Below are 18,676 nucleotides of genomic sequence, written 5' to 3'. Positions count from 1 at the left end.
CCTTACGTGTTTTGTGAAGCACGGGTTTGTATCCAAGTTTATCCGCTAGCTCTTTGCTGGCACACAAACGAAGCCATTCGCTGCTGCTGGCTAGCGCGTATCTGCTACCGCGGCACTCGTGCGATCGCCCCGGTCTTCCGCCTTGGCCTGGCGTCGGCGCAGTACCCACTTCTCCGCCTCCACGAGGAGAAACACCGCCACGCTGGCAATTCCGATGACCGTCCAGTGCAGCAACGAGAGGCCTTCGGTGCCGAAGACCAGCTGCATGAAGGGGAGGTAGGTCCAGCCGAGCTGGAACACTGCCACCAGCCCGATGGCAACGAGCGCCGCCCGGCTGCCGAACACTCCCTGCCATGACAGGCTATTGGCCAACAGGTAGCGGCTGTTGATCAGGTAGACGATTTCGCCCGCCACCAGCATGTTGACGGCCCCGCTGCGCGCGAGCGCCTCGCTGCCACTCTGGCCGTGCAGGATCCAGGCGAAGATGCCGAACACGCAGAGCACCAGCAGCAGCGAGACGAGAATGACGCGCCATAGCATGAACATGTCGAGCAGCGGTGCGTGGGGGTCACGTGGCCGACGTATCATGACGTTCGCTTCGGCGGGTTCGAAGACCAGGGCAATGCCCAGGGTGACGGCCGTGATCATGTTCACCCACAGCACCTGCAGGCCGGTAATCGGCAGGGTAAGGCCCGCCACGATTGCCAGCAGGATCGCCAGGCTCTCGGCACCGTTGGTCGGCAGGATGAAGGTGATCGACTTGCGGATGTTGTCGTAGACCTTGCGCCCTTCGGCCACGGCGCCGACGATGGTGGCGAAATTGTCGTCGGTGAGTACCATCTCGGCGGCTTCCTTGGCCGCCTCGGTACCCTGGACGCCCATTGCCACGCCGACATCGGCCCGCTTGAGGGCAGGTCCGTCGTTGACCCCGTCACCGGTCATCGCGCAGATACCGCCGCGCGCCTGCATGGCTTGTACCAGGCGCAGCTTGTGCTCGGGCGCTGCCCGAGCGTAAACGTTCACCTCGGTAATCTCGCGCTCGAGTTCCTCGTCACTCATGGCCTCGATCTCATGGCCGCTCAGGGCGCGATCGGTTCTGGCAAAGCCGAGCTGGTCGGCGATGGCCCGTGCGGTGACTGCATGGTCCCCGGTGACCATCACCGGCCGGATCCCGGCGCGCTGACAGTTCTTGACCGCCTCGATGGCGGCCTCGCGGGGCGGGTCGAGCAGGCCGACGATGCCGAGCAGGATCAGCCCCTCCTCGGCGTCGGTGTCGCTGAGCTCACCCGTCAGGTCGTCGGCCGGTTTTTCGGCCAGCGCGAGCACACGCAGCCCACGGGAGGAGAGTTCGTGGATGCGCTCCTCCCAGGCTTCACGGTCGAGTTCGACGTCGCCCTGCGAGCCGCGCTCCTTCTCGCACATTTCTAGCAGGCGATCCGGGGCGCCCTTTACCAGCAGCCGCTTGCCGTCGTGCTCGTTGAGGGTGGCCATGTACTTGCGTTCGGAGTCGAAGGGAATGGCATCCTCGCGGCCATGAGAGGCGCGTAGCTCACGCGTGTCGATATCCGCCTTGGCGGCCGCGACCACCAGGGCACCCTCGGTGGGATCGCCATCGATGCGCCACTCCTCCTCTTCCTGGTTGAGCTCGGCGTCGTTGCAAAGAGCCCCGACCTCGAGGAAGTGGGCGAGGGCGGGGTAATCCTCGAGCGAGATCGTTTCGCCGGCCTCGTCGCCTCCGCTCTCTTCGCCGTGTGGGGCGAGATGGAGCTCACCCTCCGGGGCGAAACCGATACCGGACAGGCGAAATTCGCCTTCGCCAAGCCATATCGCCTGGGCGGTCATCTCGTTGCGGGTTAGCGTACCGGTCTTGTCGGAAAAGATGGTGGCGATGGAGCCCAGGGTTTCTACCGCCGGCAGGCGGCGGACGATGGCATGCTTGCCGGCCATGGCCTGCACGCCGAGCGCCAGCGAGATGGTCACGATTGCAGGCAACCCCTCCGGGATGGCGGCGACGGCCAAGCCGACACTGGCCATGAACATTTCGGTCCAGGGCTGGCCGTGGACCAGCACCCCGAAGGCCCCGGTCAGCAGCGCAGCCCCCACGATGCACAGTGCGAGTACGCGTCCGGCCCGGTCGAGCTGCTCGACCAGCGGCGTCTTGAGCTGCTCCACGCCCCGCAGCATTTCAGAAATGCGGCCGATCTCGGTACGCTCGCCTGTCTCGACCACTAGCCCGCTGGCGGTGCCCTTGGCCACGATCGTGCCGGCGAACAGCATGTCACTGCGCTCGGCCAGGTCGACGTCTTCCTCCACGGTCTCATCGGTCTTGTCTACCGGCGTGGATTCGCCGGTCAGGGCCGCTTCTTCTGCGTTCAGGCGCTTGGCCTCGAGAATGCGCAGGTCAGCAGGTACCCGGTCGCCGCTCTCTACCTTCACGATATCGCCAGGTACGAGCTGCTCGGCATCGATGTTCGCCTCACGCCCACCGCGCAGGACCGTGGCTTGAGGCGACAGCATGCCGCGAATGCTCTGCAGGGCTTTCTCGGCCTTGCCTTCCTGAAAGAAGCCGATCAGCGCAATGATCACCACCACGCCGAGAATGACCGCAGCATCCAGAGGCTTGCCCAGCAACAGGCTGGCGACGGCGGCGACGATCAGGATCAGCATCAGTACGTTGTTGAACTGGGCCAGCAGTCGCTTCCACCAGGGTTGCGCTTCCTCCTGTTGCAACCGGTTCGGACCGTACTGTTCAAGGCGTTGGTTGGCCTCGTCATCGGCGAGACCGTCCGGCGCGGCGTCGAGACGTTCGAGCGCTTCGTCGCCGGTCAAGGCGTGCCAAGGAGTACGCTCTTTCCGATCGTCGCGTTGTGGCATGCTGCTCCTCCTGAGCTGCGGAAACTTCCCTGTGTCTCTAGGGGTAGCACACCCTGGACGGACCTGCAGACAGGATACGTAGCGTAGTGTCAGCGTGCGCCGGGCAGGGTGTCTCGCGAGAGCGGGCTGTCGGAGTTGCGCTGCGGTGGCCTGTTGTTCCTTCTCCTGCGCAGCAGAAGCTTTTCCAGCTCGACGACCAGAAAGAGCGCGATACTGCAGCCGAACACCAGCAGCCAATGCCATGGGGCGAGAGCTGCGCTGTCGAACAGGGCCTGCATGAAGGGCAGGTAGGTCCAGGCGACCTGCAGCGACAGCACCAGGCCGATGGCGAGCCACACAGGACGACTGCCGAATAGCCCTTGTAGGGAGAGATTGCTACGCAGCAAGTAGCGACTGTTGATCAGGTAGGCCGCGCTTCCCATGACCAGCACGTTGACGGCAGCGGAGCGGGCGACAGCCTCGTCGCCTTCGTGCTGAAGCAGCCAGCTGAACATGCCGAACACGGCGACCAGCAGCAGCAGGGAGACGAAGATCACGCGCCAGAGCAGGAACAGGTCGAGCAGGGCGGCGGCTGGATCGCGAGGACGCCTCCGCATCAGGTTTTCCTCCCCTTGCTCGAAGGCCAGTGCCAGGCCGAGGGTCACGGCGACCACCATGTTCACCCACAGCGCCTGCAGCGGGGTGATGGGCAGCAGGGTGCCGGCCAGCACGGCCAGCATGATCGCCAGGCCCTGGGCGCCGTTGGTGGGCAGCAGGAAGGTGACTGTCTTGCGGATGTTGTCGTAGACCTTGCGGCCCTCCTCGATGGCGCCGACGATGGTGGCGAAGTTGTCGTCGGCCAGTACCATTTCGGCGGCTTCCTTGGCCGCCTCCGTGCCCTGGATGCCCATGGCCACGCCGACATCGGCGCGCTTGAGGGCCGGGCCGTCGTTGACGCCGTCGCCGGTCATCGCGCAGATGCCGCCGCGGGCCTGCATCGCCTTGACCAGTCGTAGCTTGTGTTCGGGGGCGGCGCGGGCGTACACGTCGACATCGTCGATGCATGCTTCCAGCTCGGTGTCGCTCATGGCCTCGATCTCGCGGCCAGTCAGGGCCCGCTCGGTGTTGGCAAAACCTAGCTGCCGGGCGATGGCCAGCGCCGTGACGGCGTGATCGCCCGTGACCATGATCGGGCGGATGCCGGCTGACAGGCACCTTTCGACCGCACGAATCGCCTCTTCCCTGGGGGGATCGAGCAAACCGATCAGCCCCAGGAGAACCAGGCCCTCCTCGGCATGGCGCTCGTCAAGTTCGGCGACGTCATGGATCGGCTTTTCGGCCAGCGCGAGCACGCGCAGTCCGCGTGCCGAGAGGGCCTCGATCCGCGCCTCCCATAGGTCGGGTGCAAGTGGCGTATCGCCGGCTTCGGTACGCACCCGCTGGCACATCTCGAGCAGCCGGTCGGGCGCCCCTTTCACCAATAGCGTGGGCTGGCCGTCCACCTCGTGAAGGGTGGCCATGTATTTGCGCTCGGACTCGAAGGGGATGGCATCGTGCCGGTCGTGGCAATCACGCAGCGCCCTGGCATCCAGTCCGGCCTTGGCCGCGACGACGACCAGCGCTCCTTCGGTGGAATCGCCAAGGATGTGCCAATGTCCCGACTCATCCCGGGACAGCTCGGCGTCGTTGCACAAGGCGCTGACCTTGAGGAAATGGCGCAGGGCATGGTGATTGTCCAGGTTCAGCGGGTCGCCGGCGGCTGCGTTATCGCGTACGGGCAGAAAATCTCCCTCCGGCGCGAAGCCGATGCCCGTGACGGCGATCTCGCCTTCGGGCAGCCAGATGGCCTGGGCGGTCATCTCGTTGCGTGTCAGGGTGCCGGTCTTGTCGGTAAAGATGGTGGAGATCGATCCCAGCGTCTCGACGGCAGGCAGGCGCCGAATGATGGCGTTGCGCCGGGCCATGGCCTGCACGCCCAGGGAGAGACCGATGGTGACGATGGCCGGCAGGCCTTCAGGAATGGCCGCCACGGCGAGGCCGACGGCCGCCATGAACATCTGGCTGGCAGGCTGGCCATGGACGAGCGCACCGATGGCCGCCGTGACGAGGGCAGCCCCCATGATGAAGATGGCCAGTACGCGGCCGGCGCGGTCGAGCTGACGCAAGAGCGGTGTCTTGAGTTTCTCCACGTTGCGTAGCAGCTCGGAAATACGCCCGATTTCGGTATCGACGCCGGTGGCCACGACCACCCCCCGGGCAGTGCCTTGGGCAACGATGGTGCTGGCGTAGGCCATGCAACTGCGTTCGGCCAGGTCGGTCTCTGCGGCGACGGGCGTGGTCTGCTTGTCGACGGCAACCGATTCTCCCGTCAGGGCGGCCTCCTCGGTACGGAGTCGATTGGCCTGCAGCAGGCGTAGATCGGCGGGGACCCGGTCGCCGCTCTCGAGCAGCACGATGTCACCGGGTACCAACGCCTCGGCGGGGATGGTCTGGCGTCGCCCGGCGCGCCATACGTGGGCCTGCGGCGAGAGCAGCTCGCGAATGCTCTCCAGGGCCCGCTCGGCCTTGCCTTCCTGGATGAAGCCGATCAGCGCGATGATCGCCACTACGCCAGCGATAGCCAGCGCATCGAGACGATGGCCCAGCGCCAGGCTGGCGACACCGGCGGCAATGAGAATCACGATCAGCAAATTGTTCAGCTGGGCCAGCATGCGCTGCCACCAGGGGCGCCCCTTGGCCTGTTGCAGCCGGTTGGGGCCATAGCGCTCCAGGCGTGATGCCGCCTGCTGTTCATCGATACCATTGCGGTCGCATTCGAGTCGCTGCAGGGCTTCTTCTTCGCTGAGCGCATGCCAGGCGGTGCGGGCAGCGACAGGACGTTCGGGCATTCCCTTACCTCCGAGAACGTGAGAGGGACAGCGCCAGATGTATCACACTCCCATGCTGCGCTGCAGTGATCCAGGGCAAGGAACGTGAGCCAAGTCTGTACGGGGCCGGGATATGGACGTGGCGCTGCGAATGGGCCGAGGTGGCAGCAAGGAGATGACGGCCTGCGCTATGATGGTGGCTCGTTCTGTACGAGAGAACCAATGACCTCGCTTCGAGAGACTCGCTGCCCTTGTGGTAGCCTATTGCCGCTGGCCGCCTGCTGCGGCCGCTTTCATGCCGGTGAGCCGGCGCCCACGCCGGAAGCGCTGATGCGCTCCCGCTACAGCGCTTTCGCTCTGGGTCTGCATGACTATCTGCGCGGTACCTGGCACGAGAGCACTCGTCCCGCGACGCTGGATCTGGATGACGGAACGCGCTGGGTGCGCTTGGAAGTGCTGGATCATGGGCAGGATGGCGAGCGGGGCCGCGTGCACTTTCGCGCGACCTTCCATGAAGGCCGGCGCTGGAGCGTACTGGAAGAGAACTCGCGCTTCGTGCGCGAGGCAGGGCGCTGGTACTACCTGGATGGCACACCCGGCGTCACCCGCCTCAAGCCCGGCCGCAACGACCCTTGCCCCTGCGGCAGCGGGCGCAAGTTCAAGAGTTGCTGCGGCCTGGGCTGACTTCTATCAACAGCCCCATCAAAGCACCATCGCCGCCAGCCAGCCGAAGACGATCAGCGGCACGTTGTAATGCAGGAAGGTGGGCACCACGGTGTCCCAGATGTGGTCGTGCTGGCCGTCGGCGTTGAGCCCGGCGGTGGGGCCGAGGGTCGAGTCCGACGCCGGTGAGCCGGCGTCGCCCAGCGCCGCGGCGGTACCCACAAGGGCGATGGTGGCCATGGGCGAGAAGCCGAAGCTGAGTGCCAGTGGCACGTAGAGCGAGGCGATGATCGGCACGGTGGAGAACGACGAACCGATGCCCATGGTGATGAACAGGCCGACGAGCAGCATGATCAGTGCCGCCAGGCCCTTGTTGTCGCCGATCAGCTCCGCCGAGCCCTCCACCAGCGTGGCCACTTCCCCGGTTGCCTGCATCACCCCGGCGAAGCCGGCCGCGCTGATCATGATGAAGCCCACCTGCGCCATCATGCGCATGCCTTCGGTGAAGATGCCGTCCTGCTCGTGCCAGCGGAATACACCGCTGACCGAGAGCAGGGCGAAGCCGAACAGCCCGCCGAGCACCATGGAGCCGGAGAGCAACTGGGTCGCCACGGTGCCGACCAGCGCCGCGGCGAGCACTGCCATCTGCCAAGGCGCCAGGTGCCGGGCGGCCTGGGCCGGGGTCTCGTCGCCATGGGCCAGGTCGCGGTCCTCATATTGACGCGGGCGGCGATAGCTCCACAGCAGTGCCGCGACGAGGCCCAGCGCCATGCCGCCGATGGGAATCAACATGGCCATGGGCACCATGCCACGGGTGACCTCGAGGCCCAGTTCGGCACCGCTCTCGTTGAGGTTGGCGAGCAGGATGTCATTGAGGAATATCGAGCCGAAGCCCACCGGCAGCAGCATGTAGGGCGCGGTGATGCCGAAGGTGATCACGCAGGCGGCGGCCCGACGGTCCAGTTGCAAGTGGTTCATCAGCTTGAGCAGCGGTGGCACCAGCACCGGGATGAAGGCGATATGCACCGGGATCAGGTTTTGCGAGCTGACCGCGGCGGCCAGCAGGGCGCCGAGCAGGGTGAATGCAACCCAGCGACGGCTCGACGGCTGGTCGTCCAGGTGCAGGCCGCGAATGGCCCGATTGGCGAGCAGCTCTGTGATGCCCGAGCGTGACAGGGCCACGGCGAAGGCGCCCAGTACGGCATAAGAGAGGGCGATGATGGCGCCGCCGCCCAGGCCTTCATTGAAGGCATCGAGGATCTCGGTCAGTGGCAGCCCGGCGACGAGGCCGCCGATCAGGCTGGCGGCGATCAGGGCGAAGACGACGGAAACGCGGGCGAGGCTCAGGGCGACCATGACCAGGATGGCCAGAACGATGGCATTCATGCGTGGCTCTTTGGATTCGGATAAATTGAAATGACGCGCAAGGGCAGACGGAAAGCCCCGAAGCATGGCTTCGGGGCAGCGTATGTTACCTCAGGTGAATCGTCGGGTCAGTGACTCGGCAGCAGCTGCATTGGCACCAGGCGGTTCAGCACGCGAGAAGAGAGCAGGGCGGTGGCCGCCTCGATGTCGGGGGCGAAGAAGCGATCACAGTCATAATAGGGCACCTGTTCGCGCAGGGCGCGACGCGCCTGTTCCAGTCTTGCGGTGGTCGAAAGCCCTTGGCGGAAGTCGAGTCCCTGACAGCCGGCCAGCCATTCGATGGCGAGAATGCCGCGCACGTTGTCGGCCATCTCCCACAGCCGCTTGCCGGCCGCCGGCGCCATGGAGACGTGATCCTCCTGGTTGGCCGAGGTGGGCAGGCTGTCGACGCTGTGCGGGTGGGCCAGGGCCTTGTTCTCGCTGGCCAGTGCCGCGGCGGTGACCTGGGCGATCATGAAGCCCGAGTTGACGCCGCCGTTCTCCACCAGGAATGGCGGCAGCTGCGACATGTGGGTGTCCATCATCAGCGAGACGCGGCGCTCGGTGAGCGAGCCGATTTCTGCCAGCGCCAGTGCCAGGTTGTCGGCGGCCATGGCCACCGGCTCGGCGTGGAAGTTGCCGCCGGAGAGGATGTCGCCTTCGTCGCTGAACACCAGCGGGTTGTCCGATACCGCATTCACCTCGACGGCCAGCACCTCGGCGGCTTGGCGGATCTGGGTCAGCACCGCACCCATCACCTGGGGCTGGCAGCGCAGCGAGTAGGGGTCCTGCACCTTGTCGCAGTGGGCGTGGGAGTCGCTGATCTCGCTGCGCTCACCCAGCAGGTGGCGATAGGCCGCGGCGGCGTCGATCTGGCCGCGCTGACCGCGGGCAGCGTGAATGCGCGGGTCGAAGGGCGCACGTGAGCTGAGCGTGGCTTCCACCGTCAGCGCGCCGCATACCGTGGCAGCGGCGTACAGATCCTCGGCCTCAAACAGCCCCTTGAGGGCGTAGGCGGTGGAGACCTGGGTGCCATTGAGCAACGCCAGCCCCTCCTTGGGTGCGAGACTCAGCGGCTCGAGCCCGGCGATCTCGAGCGCTTGGCGGGCGGTGATCCATTCGCCGCGATGGCGTGCCTTGCCTTCTCCGAGCAGTACCACGCTCATGTGGGCCAGCGGCGCCAGGTCGCCGGAAGCGCCGACGGAGCCCTTGAGCGGAATGTGCGGGTAGACCTCGTTGTTGACCAGGGCTAGCAGGGCGTCGAGCACCTTGCGGCGGATGCCGGAGAAGCCCCGCGCCAGGCTGTTGACCTTGAGCACCATGATCAGGCGCACCAGGGCGTCTTCCATGGGCTCGCCGACCCCGGTGGCGTGGGACAGCACCAGCGAGCGCTGGAGATCCTCCAGGTGGTCGTGGTCGATGCGGGTCTGGGCCAGCAGGCCGAATCCGGTGTTGATGCCGTAGACGGTGCGATCCTCGGCGACTACGCGATTGACGCAATCGACGGCGCGGTCGATGGCGGCGTCGGTGCTGTCGGGCAGCGTCACGCGCAGCGGCGCCTCGAACACCTGGCGCGCCTGGGCCAGGGTCATCTTGCCGGGTTGAATGTCGAGTTGGGTCATGAATGGCTCCTTTACTTATCGAGCATCGGCAGATCCAACCCATTCTCCCGGGCGCACTGCTTGGCGATTTCGTACCCGGCATCGGCGTGGCGCATCACCCCGGTGCCCGGGTCGTTGCGCAGCACCCGGCCGAGGCGGGCGTGGGCGTCGTCGGTGCCGTCGGCGACGATCACCACCCCGGCGTGCTGGGAGTAGCCCATGCCCACGCCGCCGCCGTGGTGCAGCGAGACCCAGGTGGCGCCACCGGCAGTGTTGAGCAGGGCGTTGAGCAGCGGCCAGTCGGAGACGGCGTCGGAGCCGTCCATCATCGCCTCGGTCTCGCGGTTGGGACTCGCCACCGAGCCGGAGTCCAGGTGGTCGCGCCCGATGACCACGGGGGCCTTGAGCTCGCCGTTGGCGACCATCTCGTTGAAGGCCTGGCCGAGGCGGGCGCGGTCCTTGAGGCCGACCCAGCAGATGCGCGCCGGCAGCCCCTGGAAGGCGATGCGTTCCTGGGCCATGTCGAGCCAGCGGTGCAGGTGCGGGTCGTCGGGAATCAGTTCCTTGACCTTGGCATCGGTCTTGTAGATGTCTTCCGGGTCGCCGGAGAGCGCCGCCCAGCGGAACGGGCCGATGCCCTGGCAAAACAGCGGACGGATGTAGGCGGGCACGAAGCCGGGGAAGTCGAAGGCGTTGGCGACGCCCTCTTCCTTGGCCATCTGGCGAATGTTGTTGCCGTAGTCGAAGGTGGGCACGCCCATCTTCTGGAACTCGAGCATGGCCTGCACGTGCACCGCCATGGAGCGCTTGGCGGCCTTCACCACTGCTTCCGGCTCGGCCTTGCCGCGCTCGACGTAGTCGTCCCAGCCCCAGCCGGCGGGCAGGTAGCCGTGCAGCGGGTCGTGGGCGCTGGTCTGGTCGGTGACCATGTCCGGCTTGACGCCGCGCTTGACCAGCTCCGGCAGCACCTCGGCGGCATTGGCGCACAGGCCGATGGAGACCGCCTTGCCCTCGGCGGTGTAGCGCTCGAGGCGGGCCAGGGCGTCGTCGAGGTCGTCGGCCTGTTCGTCCAGGTAGCGGGTGCGCAAGCGGAAGTCGAGGCGCGACTGCTGGCACTCGATGTTCAGCGAGCAGGCGCCGGCCAGGCTCGCCGCCAGCGGCTGGGCGCCGCCCATGCCGCCGAGGCCGGCGGTGAGAATCCAGCGGCCGGTGAGGTCGCCACCGTAGTGCTGGCGCCCGGCCTCGACGAAGGTTTCATAGGTGCCCTGGACGATGCCCTGGGAGCCGATGTAGATCCACGAGCCGGCGGTCATCTGGCCGTACATCATCAGGCCTTTCCTATCCAGCTCGTTGAAGTGCTCCCAGTTGGCCCAGGCCGGCACAAGGTTGGAGTTGGCGATGAGGACCCGTGGCGCGTCCTTGTGGGTCTCGAACACGCCCACCGGCTTGCCGGACTGGATCAGCAGGGTCTGGTTGTCCTCGAGGCGCCTGAGCGTCGCGACGATGGTGTCGTAGCACTGCCAGTCGCGGGCGGCGCGACCGATACCGCCGTAGACCACCAGCTCCTCGGGGCGCTCGGCCACGTCGGGGTGGAGGTTGTTCATCAGCATGCGCAGCGGCGCTTCGGTGAGCCAGCTCTTGCAGCTGAGCTCGCTGCCGGTATGGGCGGCGATACGGCGGCTGGGGTCGTGGCGCGTGTCGGTGAGGGGGGGATGACTGTTCATTCGGCTTCTCTCATTGTCGTGGCTGGCATTGTGGTGGCTGGATCCGTACGGATCAGGTGTCCAGCGTGAGCTGGTGGATCAGTCGTGCCGCGGCGCGGGCGGTACGGCCGTCGATATCGAAACTGGGGTTGAGCTCGGCGATGTCGGCCAGACGCAGCTTGCCACTGTCGCGCACCGCCTCGATCAGCGGTTCGAGCAGTGCCAGCGATACGCCACGGGCTGCGGGCGCGCTGACGCCAGGTGCCTCGGCAGCCGGCAGCACGTCGAGGTCGACCGTCAGATAAAGGTGGTCGCAGTGCGCCATGAAGCGCTGCAGGTCGCGAACGATGGCGTCCAGGTGCTGCGCCGTGAACTCGCGGTCCTCGCGTACCAGCACACCGAGTTCGCGCGCGCGGGCGAACAGGGCGCGGGTATTGCTGGCCCGACTGACGCCCAGGCAGGCGTAGCGGAACGGCCAGCCACGACGGTCGCACTCGGCGGCGATCTGGGCGAAGGGGGTGCCCGAGGAGCCGCGCTGGCCTGGAGTGAGAAGGGGGCTGCGCAGGTCAAAATGGGAATCGAGGTTGATGATGCCGACCCGCGGGCGGGCCTCGCCCTGAGCGTCGAGGTGGTGAGCCAGGCCCGACCAGCTGCCGAAGGCGACTTCATGACCGCCGCCGAGAATCAGCGGCAGGTGCGATTCCGACAGCAGGGCGGCGACCCGTTCGGCCAGGCGCTGCTGCGCCGCTTCGAGATCATCGTTGCCATGGCAGTTCACGTCGCCGGCGTCAAAGACGGGAGCGGTGCGATGCCAAGCCAGCGGGGCCAGCGCGCGACGAATGGCACGCGGCCCTTCGGCGGCACCGATACGCCCTTGGTTGCGTGCCACTCCGGCATCGCAGGCAAAGCCGAACATGGCGACGCCGGGGGCAGTCCCGCGCTTGAGCGGTGTGACGACCTGATGCCAGCGAAGGCTGTCGGGCTCCGGGTCCTCGCGCCCGGCCCAGGGCGCCATGTCGATGGCCGGGTCGGCCAGATGCATGTCGGTGCCGGTGTCAGCCATGGCTAGGCTCCCCCCGATAAATGCGCTGACGCAGCCGGCCGGGCTGCACGGCATAGGCCAGCTCGGCAGGTGTTTCTACGTCCCACAGGCACAGATCCGCCGGCGCACCCTCGACGATGCGCCCGAGCGATTGCCCATGCAGGCCGAGGGCACGCGCGCCGTTGGCGGTCATGCCGGCCAGGGCCTCGCGTGGCGTCAGGCGGAACAGGGTGCAGGCGAAGTTAAGCATCAGCGTCGGCATGAACAGCGGCGAGCTACCTGGGTTGGCATCGGTGGCGATGGCCATGGGCACGCCGGCTTCGCGCAGCGCGGCGATGGGCGGCAGCCGCGTCTCGCGCAGGGTATGGAAGGCGCCAGGCAGCAGCACCGCGACACTGCCGGCCTCACGCAGGGCGGCGACGCCGGCCTCGTCGAGGTACTCGATATGGTCGGCGGAAAGCGCACCGTGGCGGGCCGCCATGGCGCTGCCGCCCAGGTTGGAGAGCTGCTCGGCATGGGCCTTGATCGGTAGGCCATGGGCTTCGGCGGCTTCGAAGACGCGCTCGCACTGGGCGACGGAGAAGGCGATCTTCTCGCAGAACACGTCCACCGCATCGGCCAGGCCCTGCTCGGCGGCGGCCGGAATCATTTCTCGGCACACCAGGTCGATGTAGCCATCGCTGTCGTCGCGGTATTCCGGCGGCAGGGCGTGGGCGCCCAGCAGCGTGGTGACCACCCGCACCGGCAGCTCTTCGCCGAGGCGGCGCGCCACGCGCAACATCTTCAACTCGTCGGCGATGCTGAGGCCGTAGCCAGACTTGATCTCGACGGTGGTAATGCCGTCACGCACCAGCGCCTCCAGGCGCGGGCGGGCCATGTCGAAGAGTGCTTCTTCACTGGCGGTCCGAGTGGCACGAACGGTGCTGAGGATTCCGCCACCCTGTCGGGCAATCGCCTCGTAGCTGACACCTTCCAGACGACTCTCGAACTCCTCGGCACGCGAACCGCCGAACACCAGGTGGGTATGGCAGTCCACCAGGCCCGGTGTCAGCACGCCGCCCTGGCCGAAAAGTTCACAAGCCTCCGCGTCGGCGCGGTCCAGTTGGCGCATGGGGATGACGCGCTCGATCGATTCGCCCGTGACCACTACTGCCATCGGTTCCGGCAGGGTGTCGTGTCCGTCGAAGAGGGTGACGTCACGCCATAGGCGTCGTGGTTGGAGCTTGGCGGGCATTGTGCCTCCTGTCGCAGATGCTGACTATTGTATATACATTTAATCGGTTGCTGCGCCAGCGTCAAGGGGAGTCCGGAGAGATCCGATATCCGCATTCGGTCTGCATCGCTCTTATCATTAACAGTTCATTGTTCAAAAAGGTTTTTTTCTTGTGTCTCTCCAAGAGGCTCATTCTATCTCGAGTGGCGCGTTAGACTAAGGTATTAGCAATGCTTCGTGGCCCACCGGTGACACCCTGGGATATCGTAATGTATATACAAATAGGCATCCCCGGGATGGCTTCGAAATCGGAGCCACTGACAATCACAACGAGAGGTAAGCACCATGGCGATACCGGAACCGGCCACGCGCAATGCGGGCAATGGCACCTGGCTTACGGCGGCCAAGCTTTTCGTGCCCAGCCTGCTGGGTATTCTGATCTTCTTCGTTCCCATCACGCTGGGCGGCAGACAGACCATTCTGCTCGATCACATGGTCACCGCAGCGCGAGGCCTGCTGGGCGAGGCTGCCGGCTGGTATGCACTGGCGCTGATCGTGGCCGGTGCGGCGTATCCGCTGTGGAAGGGCACTTGGCGGCGCAGCTTGACGGAGCGCATCTTCACTGCGCTGAAGCTGGCTGGCGTGGCCGTGGCGTTAATGGCTCTGTCGGGATGGGGGCCTGCGCTGCTGCACGAGCCGGACATGCTGCCGTTCCTGTTCGACAAGCTGGTCATCCCCGTCGGGCTGATCGTGCCGATCGGCGCCGTGTTCCTCGCGCTGCTGATCGGCTACGGCTTGCTGGAACTCGTCGGTGTATTGCTGCAGCCTGTGATGCGCCCGATCTGGCGTACACCGGGCCGCTCGGCCATCGATGCGGTGGCATCGTTCGTCGGCAGTTACTCGATCGGTCTGCTGATCACCAATCGGGTCTACCAGGCGGGGCAGTACTCAGCGCGCGAGGCCGCCATCATCGCTACCGGTTTCTCCACGGTGTCGGCGACCTTCATGATCATCGTGGCGCGTACGCTCGACCTGATGAGCGTCTGGAACCTGTACTTCTGGTTGACACTTGCCATCACCTTCCTGGTGACCGCCATTACCGTGCGCCTGCCACCGCTTTCGCGGCTGGACGATAGCAAGGCCGATGGAGAGCCCGAAGCCCCCGTGGGCAAGCGCCTGGAGACCGCCTGGCGTACCGGGTTGGATGTTGCCAGTCAGGCTCCGTCGCTGCATCGCAGCGTGGCACTCAATGTGCGCGAGGGGCTGCTGATGGCCATCAGCATCCTGCCGTCGATCATGTCGGTAGGGCTGCTGGGATTACTCGTCGCCAAGTACACGCCGCTGTTCGAGTGGCTGGGTATGCTGTTCTATCCCTTCGTGGCGATCTGGGGACTCGAGGATGGCATGGCATTGGCACAGGCATCCGCGGCGGGGCTGGCGGAAATGTTCCTGCCCGCGCTGCTGATGGGTGAGGCCGAGTTCGTCGCTCGCTTCGCCGCCGGCGTAGTATCGGTTTCTGCAGTGCTGTTCTTCTCCGCCTCCATTCCCTGCATCCTTGCCACCAGCATTCCGTTGACGGTGGGGCGTATCGTGGCGGTGTGGTTCATCCGCGTGGCGCTGAGCCTGATGTTGGCAGTACCGGCGGGTTATCTGGTGCAGGCGCTGAGCCTGGGGTAGACGATGGCGCCATCGTGGTGGATTGCAAGGAAGGCAAGGGTCGTTCCCGAGGTGCAGAGGCGGGGTCAGCCTTCGGTAACGATCTTGCTCAGACGCTGCTGGGCGACTTGGCTGGAAATGGTGGCATCATCGAAGAATTCGCTGAGCGTGCTGATCCAGGCAGCCATGGTATGGGAGGGCATTGCCCTCGAGTGCACGCCATCGTGGTGTGCTTCGTCCCGGATTCGCTGCAGGCCCAGCTGGCCGCAATGATCCAGCTCAGCAGGGTCGATGTCGGTTCTTACCGGCAGTGATCCCTTCAGTCGACTGAAGGCGAGCTGGTTGTCCGGTTCGAGTACCATGCGGGCAAAGGTGTGTTGCGCATGGGCGGCCCCATCGCGAGCGGTTAGCGGAAAGGCAAAGCCGTCGATTGCCATGAAATGGGTGGCAGAGGTGCCGGGGATGAAGCTGCAGCCGAAGTCCTGGCCTGCCGTGTAGCCAAGGGAAACAAGTTCTCCCTTGGCCCAGTCGCCCATGAGCTGCATGCCGGCCTCGCCGCGCCCGATCATTCTGGTGGCGTCAGCCCAGGTTCTGCCCGCTCGGGCAGTTGCAGGTTCGGTGAAGCGAGAAACGCGGCGCAACCGGTCGAGTGCCTCTCGCATGCTCGGCGCGAGTACGGCATCCCTGTCGCCATGGAAAACGGCTGCATACCCCTCAGCCCCCATGGTGTCATACATGATACTGTGGAAGATCAAGGCGGCTTCCCAGGGTGCCGATCCCATGGCGATGGCCGGGTAGCCTGCAGCCTCGATTCGCTCGGCCGTGGCAAAGAGTTCGTCCCAGGTCTCGGGGGGAGCGAGCCCGAGTTCATTGAAGATGGTCTGACTGGTCCAGAGCCAATTTTCTAGATGAATATTCGATGGCGCAAAATAAATTCTGTCGCCGTAGCTGATCACTTCGATCACGAAAGCAGGCAGCAATTTGCGCCAGTGATCTCTTTGAGCGAGTGCCTCGATATCCTGAGCGACTCCGAAATTCGGCAGCTCGACGGCTCTGGCGTCGAGATTCCACTGCGTCACTGCAGGAGGATAACCGTTGGCGATGCGTTCGCTGACGACACGCTTCAGGGCGGCTTCACCGTCCACGGACAAGTCCGTCCATTGATTGCCGGCGCTGGTCCAGGCATCCCGGTAGACGTCTATCGCTGCTGATTCGCTATTCGATATCCAGTAATGCACGACATCGACCTGAAGGCCCGTGGAGGTGGCGTTGCCTTGAGCGCCGGTAACCATCACCGCTGCGAGACAAAGAGGCTTGAGCACAGCGCTTTCATCAATGCTTTTACCTCGCTACGCCCGTTCACTTGGCTGCTGCCCTGGGTTGCCTGAACCAGGACTCCTTGACGTCTCGCGATGACATAGGTCTGGCAAAGAAATATCCCTGACCGATCGAGCAGCCTGCCTCTTGCAGGAATTCACGCTGCGCCTGGGTCTCGATGCCTTCCGCCACACAGCGCTTGCCCAGGTTGCGGGACAGATCGATGATGGCATGGATAATCTGCTCCGAGCGCTTGTCGAGGCCGATATCAGCGACGAAGCTGCGGTCGATCTTGAGTTCGTCACAGGGAAAGTTGCGGAGGTGCAACAGCGACGCGAAGCCTGTGCCGAAGTCGTCGAGCGAAACGAGTACGCCATGTTCGCGAAAACGCATCATGGCAGCTCGCATCTTCTCCGCATGGCGGTTGATGAAGACGTCCTCCGTCACTTCGATTGTCAGATCGTGCCACTCAAGTCCGTACAGGCGCATGGCTGAAGCGAGCATATCGAATCCGCTTTCATTGATGAGAAGTGTCTCCGGCATGTTGATGGCAACCGGTCCGGGAGAAAACGCCATGTTCTTCCACGTTCTCAGGTCGTGACAAACCCCGTGGATGACGGCTTGGCTCATGGCGACGATCTGGCGTGGATCGTCCATCAGAGGAAGGAAGGCGCCGGGCGCCAGCAGGCCGAGCAGGGGGTGGTCCCAACGGACGAGAGCTTCGAAGCCAAGGTGCTCGCCTGAGGCGAGGTCAACCTTGGGTTGATAGTGCACGATAAACTCGCCGCGGTTGGCGGCGCTCACGAGGGCGACGGCGAGTTCGTTCTGTTCGAGGCGGTAGGCGAGTGTTTCTTCATCGAAGATATAAGCATGCTGACTACCGGATTTGGCAGCGTATAGCGCTAGGTCGGCGACACGTACGAGTCCGGCGTCCTCGGTTGCATGGATGGGGACGATCGCACCCCCGGCGCTTGCCGACGTACGTAGGGTGTTGTTCTCGTAGTGGAAATCCATCGAGAGCGCTTTGATGGCCCGATCGGCCAGGTCGTTGAGGCGTAGTTCATCGTCGATGCCGGGGAGGAGGATGGCAAACTCGTCGCCCCCAATGCGGGCGATGATGTCATTGTCGTCGAAGACGCTCTGAAAGGCATTGGCGACATGCAGGAGCGTGGCATCTCCAGCCTGGTGGCCGAAGCCATCGTTGATCGACTTGAAGTTGTCGAGGTCGACCAGCAGCATCGAGAAGCCAGTTCCATTTTTCTGATAGCGATGAAGTAGTCTGCCTAGTGCATTGTTGAAATAGGAGCGATTCTTGAGCCTGGTGAGGGGGTCCGTTTGGGCAAGGTGGGTGAGCTTTTTCTCGAACTCCATCTTGCGGTTATGCTCGTTGCGCAGCTTCATCAATAGCGGATAGAACAGGAGCACGCTGGCCAGAATGAAGAGTACGGCCAGCATGAGCAAGAGCGCTGTACTGATCGAGACGGCATTAGCGATACTGACTTCACTGCGATCGTTGGCGTGCTCAATGATGCTGTTGAACTGGCGCATCAGGAGACTGTCGGCCGATATGGCAAAATCAATTGGTCCCCAGAACGTATAACGACGCTGTCGTTCTTCGTGACTGGCGGTCACGATTCGCTCGGCCCGGGAGAGAAAATCTTCTAGTCGCCGATCAAGGTCCATATACAGGGCTTCTGAGGCCGGATTCTGTCGGCTGATATTTTCCAGAAGATTGCTGTCAAGCTGACCTCGCATCGTCCGTAGGCGTGTCATCAGGTGCCGAATGTCGTTTATCGCCCTCTGTATGTCGAGGAGCATCGGCTGCACGATATGCTCTGGTAGCCTGGGATCGGCGGAGGCGTTCATGAGCGCCCGCGTCTGCTGTGTAAGCTGCTGGAAGCGAATGAATTTCTGGCTGGTCAGAGAGCTGATCTCCTGCTGGACCGCATGGCGATCCAAGGCAATCTTGACCGTCAAGTATGTGGCGCCAATGAGCAGGGTCATGACGATGGCGATGCCGATATAGTATCGGCCCATGGAACGTATGTAGACGTCGATCGAAGTACCTTGCCCTGCTGGGAGAGGAGACATTTCAGGCATGTTGATCTACTTTGTCTCGTCGTTGTTTTCGGGGAAGGTATCCCGTATTCGACTTGTCGGCGTTACATGGCACATGATTTCTCACTAAACTTAATTATTCGTGGCGATATGATCTGGCCAGCATTGAACTATGGCGTGAGTATATCTTGCAGCTGCGAGGCGACGGTAGGATGAAAAAAATAGGATGGCAACGGGTGTTTCAACGCGATTCGCACGTCGTGCCTCTTGGAGGCAGCCCACGACTCGAGGGCTGGCCC

Annotated in this window: 11 protein-coding genes; 2 read left to right on the top strand and 9 right to left on the bottom strand. The window is 64.4% G+C overall.

All coding sequences use genetic code 11. The features are described 5' to 3' along the window. Positions 1-90 precede the first annotated feature (90 nt). Positions 91-2,874 carry a cation-translocating P-type ATPase gene (locus HNO53_RS10990; protein WP_209472163.1) on the bottom strand — a complete coding sequence of 928 codons (2,784 nt, stop codon included), beginning with the start codon at positions 2,872-2,874 and terminating at the stop codon, positions 91-93. Between the two features lie 89 nt (positions 2,875-2,963). Beyond that, entirely contained in the window at positions 2,964-5,741 is a 2,778-nt protein-coding gene (locus HNO53_RS10985; RefSeq protein ID WP_209472162.1) for a cation-translocating P-type ATPase, read from the bottom strand. A 201-nt stretch (positions 5,742-5,942) separates the two neighbouring features. Here HNO53_RS10985 and HNO53_RS10980 point away from each other — a divergent pair, with 201 nt between their 5' ends. Next, positions 5,943-6,404: a YchJ family protein gene (locus HNO53_RS10980; protein WP_209472161.1), complete on the top strand. Its 462-nt coding sequence runs from the start codon at positions 5,943-5,945 to the stop codon at positions 6,402-6,404. An 18-nt stretch (positions 6,405-6,422) separates the two neighbouring features. On the opposite strand, the gene HNO53_RS10975 is transcribed toward HNO53_RS10980, so the two are convergent. The 5 genes from HNO53_RS10975 to hutI form a co-directional block, all read right to left on the bottom strand. Then, on the bottom strand, positions 6,423-7,769 hold the full coding sequence (locus tag HNO53_RS10975) for a Na+/H+ antiporter family protein (RefSeq protein ID WP_209472160.1): 1,347 nt from the start codon (positions 7,767-7,769) through the stop codon (positions 6,423-6,425). Between the two features lie 107 nt (positions 7,770-7,876). Next, positions 7,877-9,409 (bottom strand): histidine ammonia-lyase, encoded by a 1,533-nt coding sequence (hutH, locus tag HNO53_RS10970; RefSeq protein WP_209472159.1) that lies wholly within the window; start codon positions 9,407-9,409, stop codon positions 7,877-7,879. An 11-nt stretch (positions 9,410-9,420) separates the two neighbouring features. Then, on the bottom strand, positions 9,421-11,112 hold the full coding sequence (gene hutU / locus HNO53_RS10965; protein WP_209472158.1) for a urocanate hydratase: 1,692 nt from the start codon (positions 11,110-11,112) through the stop codon (positions 9,421-9,423). Positions 11,113-11,164: 52 nt separating this feature from the next. Beyond that, positions 11,165-12,154 carry a formimidoylglutamase gene (hutG, locus tag HNO53_RS10960; RefSeq protein ID WP_242597400.1) on the bottom strand — a complete coding sequence of 330 codons (990 nt, stop codon included), beginning with the start codon at positions 12,152-12,154 and terminating at the stop codon, positions 11,165-11,167. Further along, a complete protein-coding gene (gene hutI, locus HNO53_RS10955) occupies positions 12,147-13,367 on the bottom strand; it encodes an imidazolonepropionase (protein WP_209472157.1) in 1,221 nt (406 codons plus the stop codon). The genes hutG and hutI overlap by 8 nt, the downstream gene beginning before the upstream one ends. Before the next feature lie 324 nt (positions 13,368-13,691). Here hutI and HNO53_RS10950 point away from each other — a divergent pair, with 324 nt between their 5' ends. After that, the gene (locus HNO53_RS10950) at positions 13,692-15,023 is read left to right on the top strand and encodes a YjiH family protein (protein ID WP_209472156.1); all 1,332 of its coding nucleotides are present in this window, start codon (positions 13,692-13,694) and stop codon (positions 15,021-15,023) included. Between the two features lie 65 nt (positions 15,024-15,088). Here HNO53_RS10950 and HNO53_RS10945 read toward each other — a convergent pair whose 3' ends face one another. Together HNO53_RS10945 and HNO53_RS10940 are read right to left on the bottom strand one after the other, a co-directional pair. Beyond that, a complete protein-coding gene (locus HNO53_RS10945; protein WP_209472155.1) occupies positions 15,089-16,324 on the bottom strand; it encodes an ABC transporter substrate-binding protein in 1,236 nt (411 codons plus the stop codon). A 37-nt stretch (positions 16,325-16,361) separates the two neighbouring features. After that, complete coding sequence (locus HNO53_RS10940) at positions 16,362-18,419, bottom strand: putative bifunctional diguanylate cyclase/phosphodiesterase (RefSeq protein ID WP_209472154.1); 2,058 nt, start codon at positions 18,417-18,419, stop codon at positions 16,362-16,364. Positions 18,420-18,676 lie beyond the last annotated feature (257 nt).

It is taken from the genome of Billgrantia antri (assembly GCF_017868935.1).
GTDB lineage: Bacteria > Pseudomonadota > Gammaproteobacteria > Pseudomonadales > Halomonadaceae > Halomonas > Halomonas antri.
Note: the sequence above shows the minus strand (reverse complement) of the source record. Positions and strands in the feature narration are given on the sequence as shown.

Excerpts from the sequence above, each read along its gene's own strand:
- HNO53_RS10990 (WP_209472163.1), bottom strand. The coding sequence starts at position 2,874 with ATGCCACAACGCGACGATCGGAAAGAGCGTACTCCTTGGCACGCCTTG.
- hutH (WP_209472159.1), bottom strand. The coding sequence starts at position 9,409 with ATGACCCAACTCGACATTCAACCCGGCAAGATGACCCTGGCCCAGGCG.
- HNO53_RS10985 (WP_209472162.1), bottom strand. The coding sequence starts at position 5,741 with ATGCCCGAACGTCCTGTCGCTGCCCGCACCGCCTGGCATGCGCTCAGC.
- HNO53_RS10980 (WP_209472161.1), top strand. The coding sequence starts at position 5,943 with ATGACCTCGCTTCGAGAGACTCGCTGCCCTTGTGGTAGCCTATTGCCG.
- hutU (WP_209472158.1), bottom strand. The coding sequence starts at position 11,112 with ATGAACAGTCATCCCCCCCTCACCGACACGCGCCACGACCCCAGCCGC.
- hutG (WP_242597400.1), bottom strand. The coding sequence starts at position 12,154 with ATGGCTGACACCGGCACCGACATGCATCTGGCCGACCCGGCCATCGAC.
- hutI (WP_209472157.1), bottom strand. The coding sequence starts at position 13,367 with ATGCCCGCCAAGCTCCAACCACGACGCCTATGGCGTGACGTCACCCTC.
- HNO53_RS10950 (WP_209472156.1), top strand. The coding sequence starts at position 13,692 with ATGGCGATACCGGAACCGGCCACGCGCAATGCGGGCAATGGCACCTGG.
- HNO53_RS10940 (WP_209472154.1), bottom strand. The coding sequence starts at position 18,419 with ATGCCTGAAATGTCTCCTCTCCCAGCAGGGCAAGGTACTTCGATCGAC.
- HNO53_RS10975 (WP_209472160.1), bottom strand. The coding sequence starts at position 7,769 with ATGAATGCCATCGTTCTGGCCATCCTGGTCATGGTCGCCCTGAGCCTC.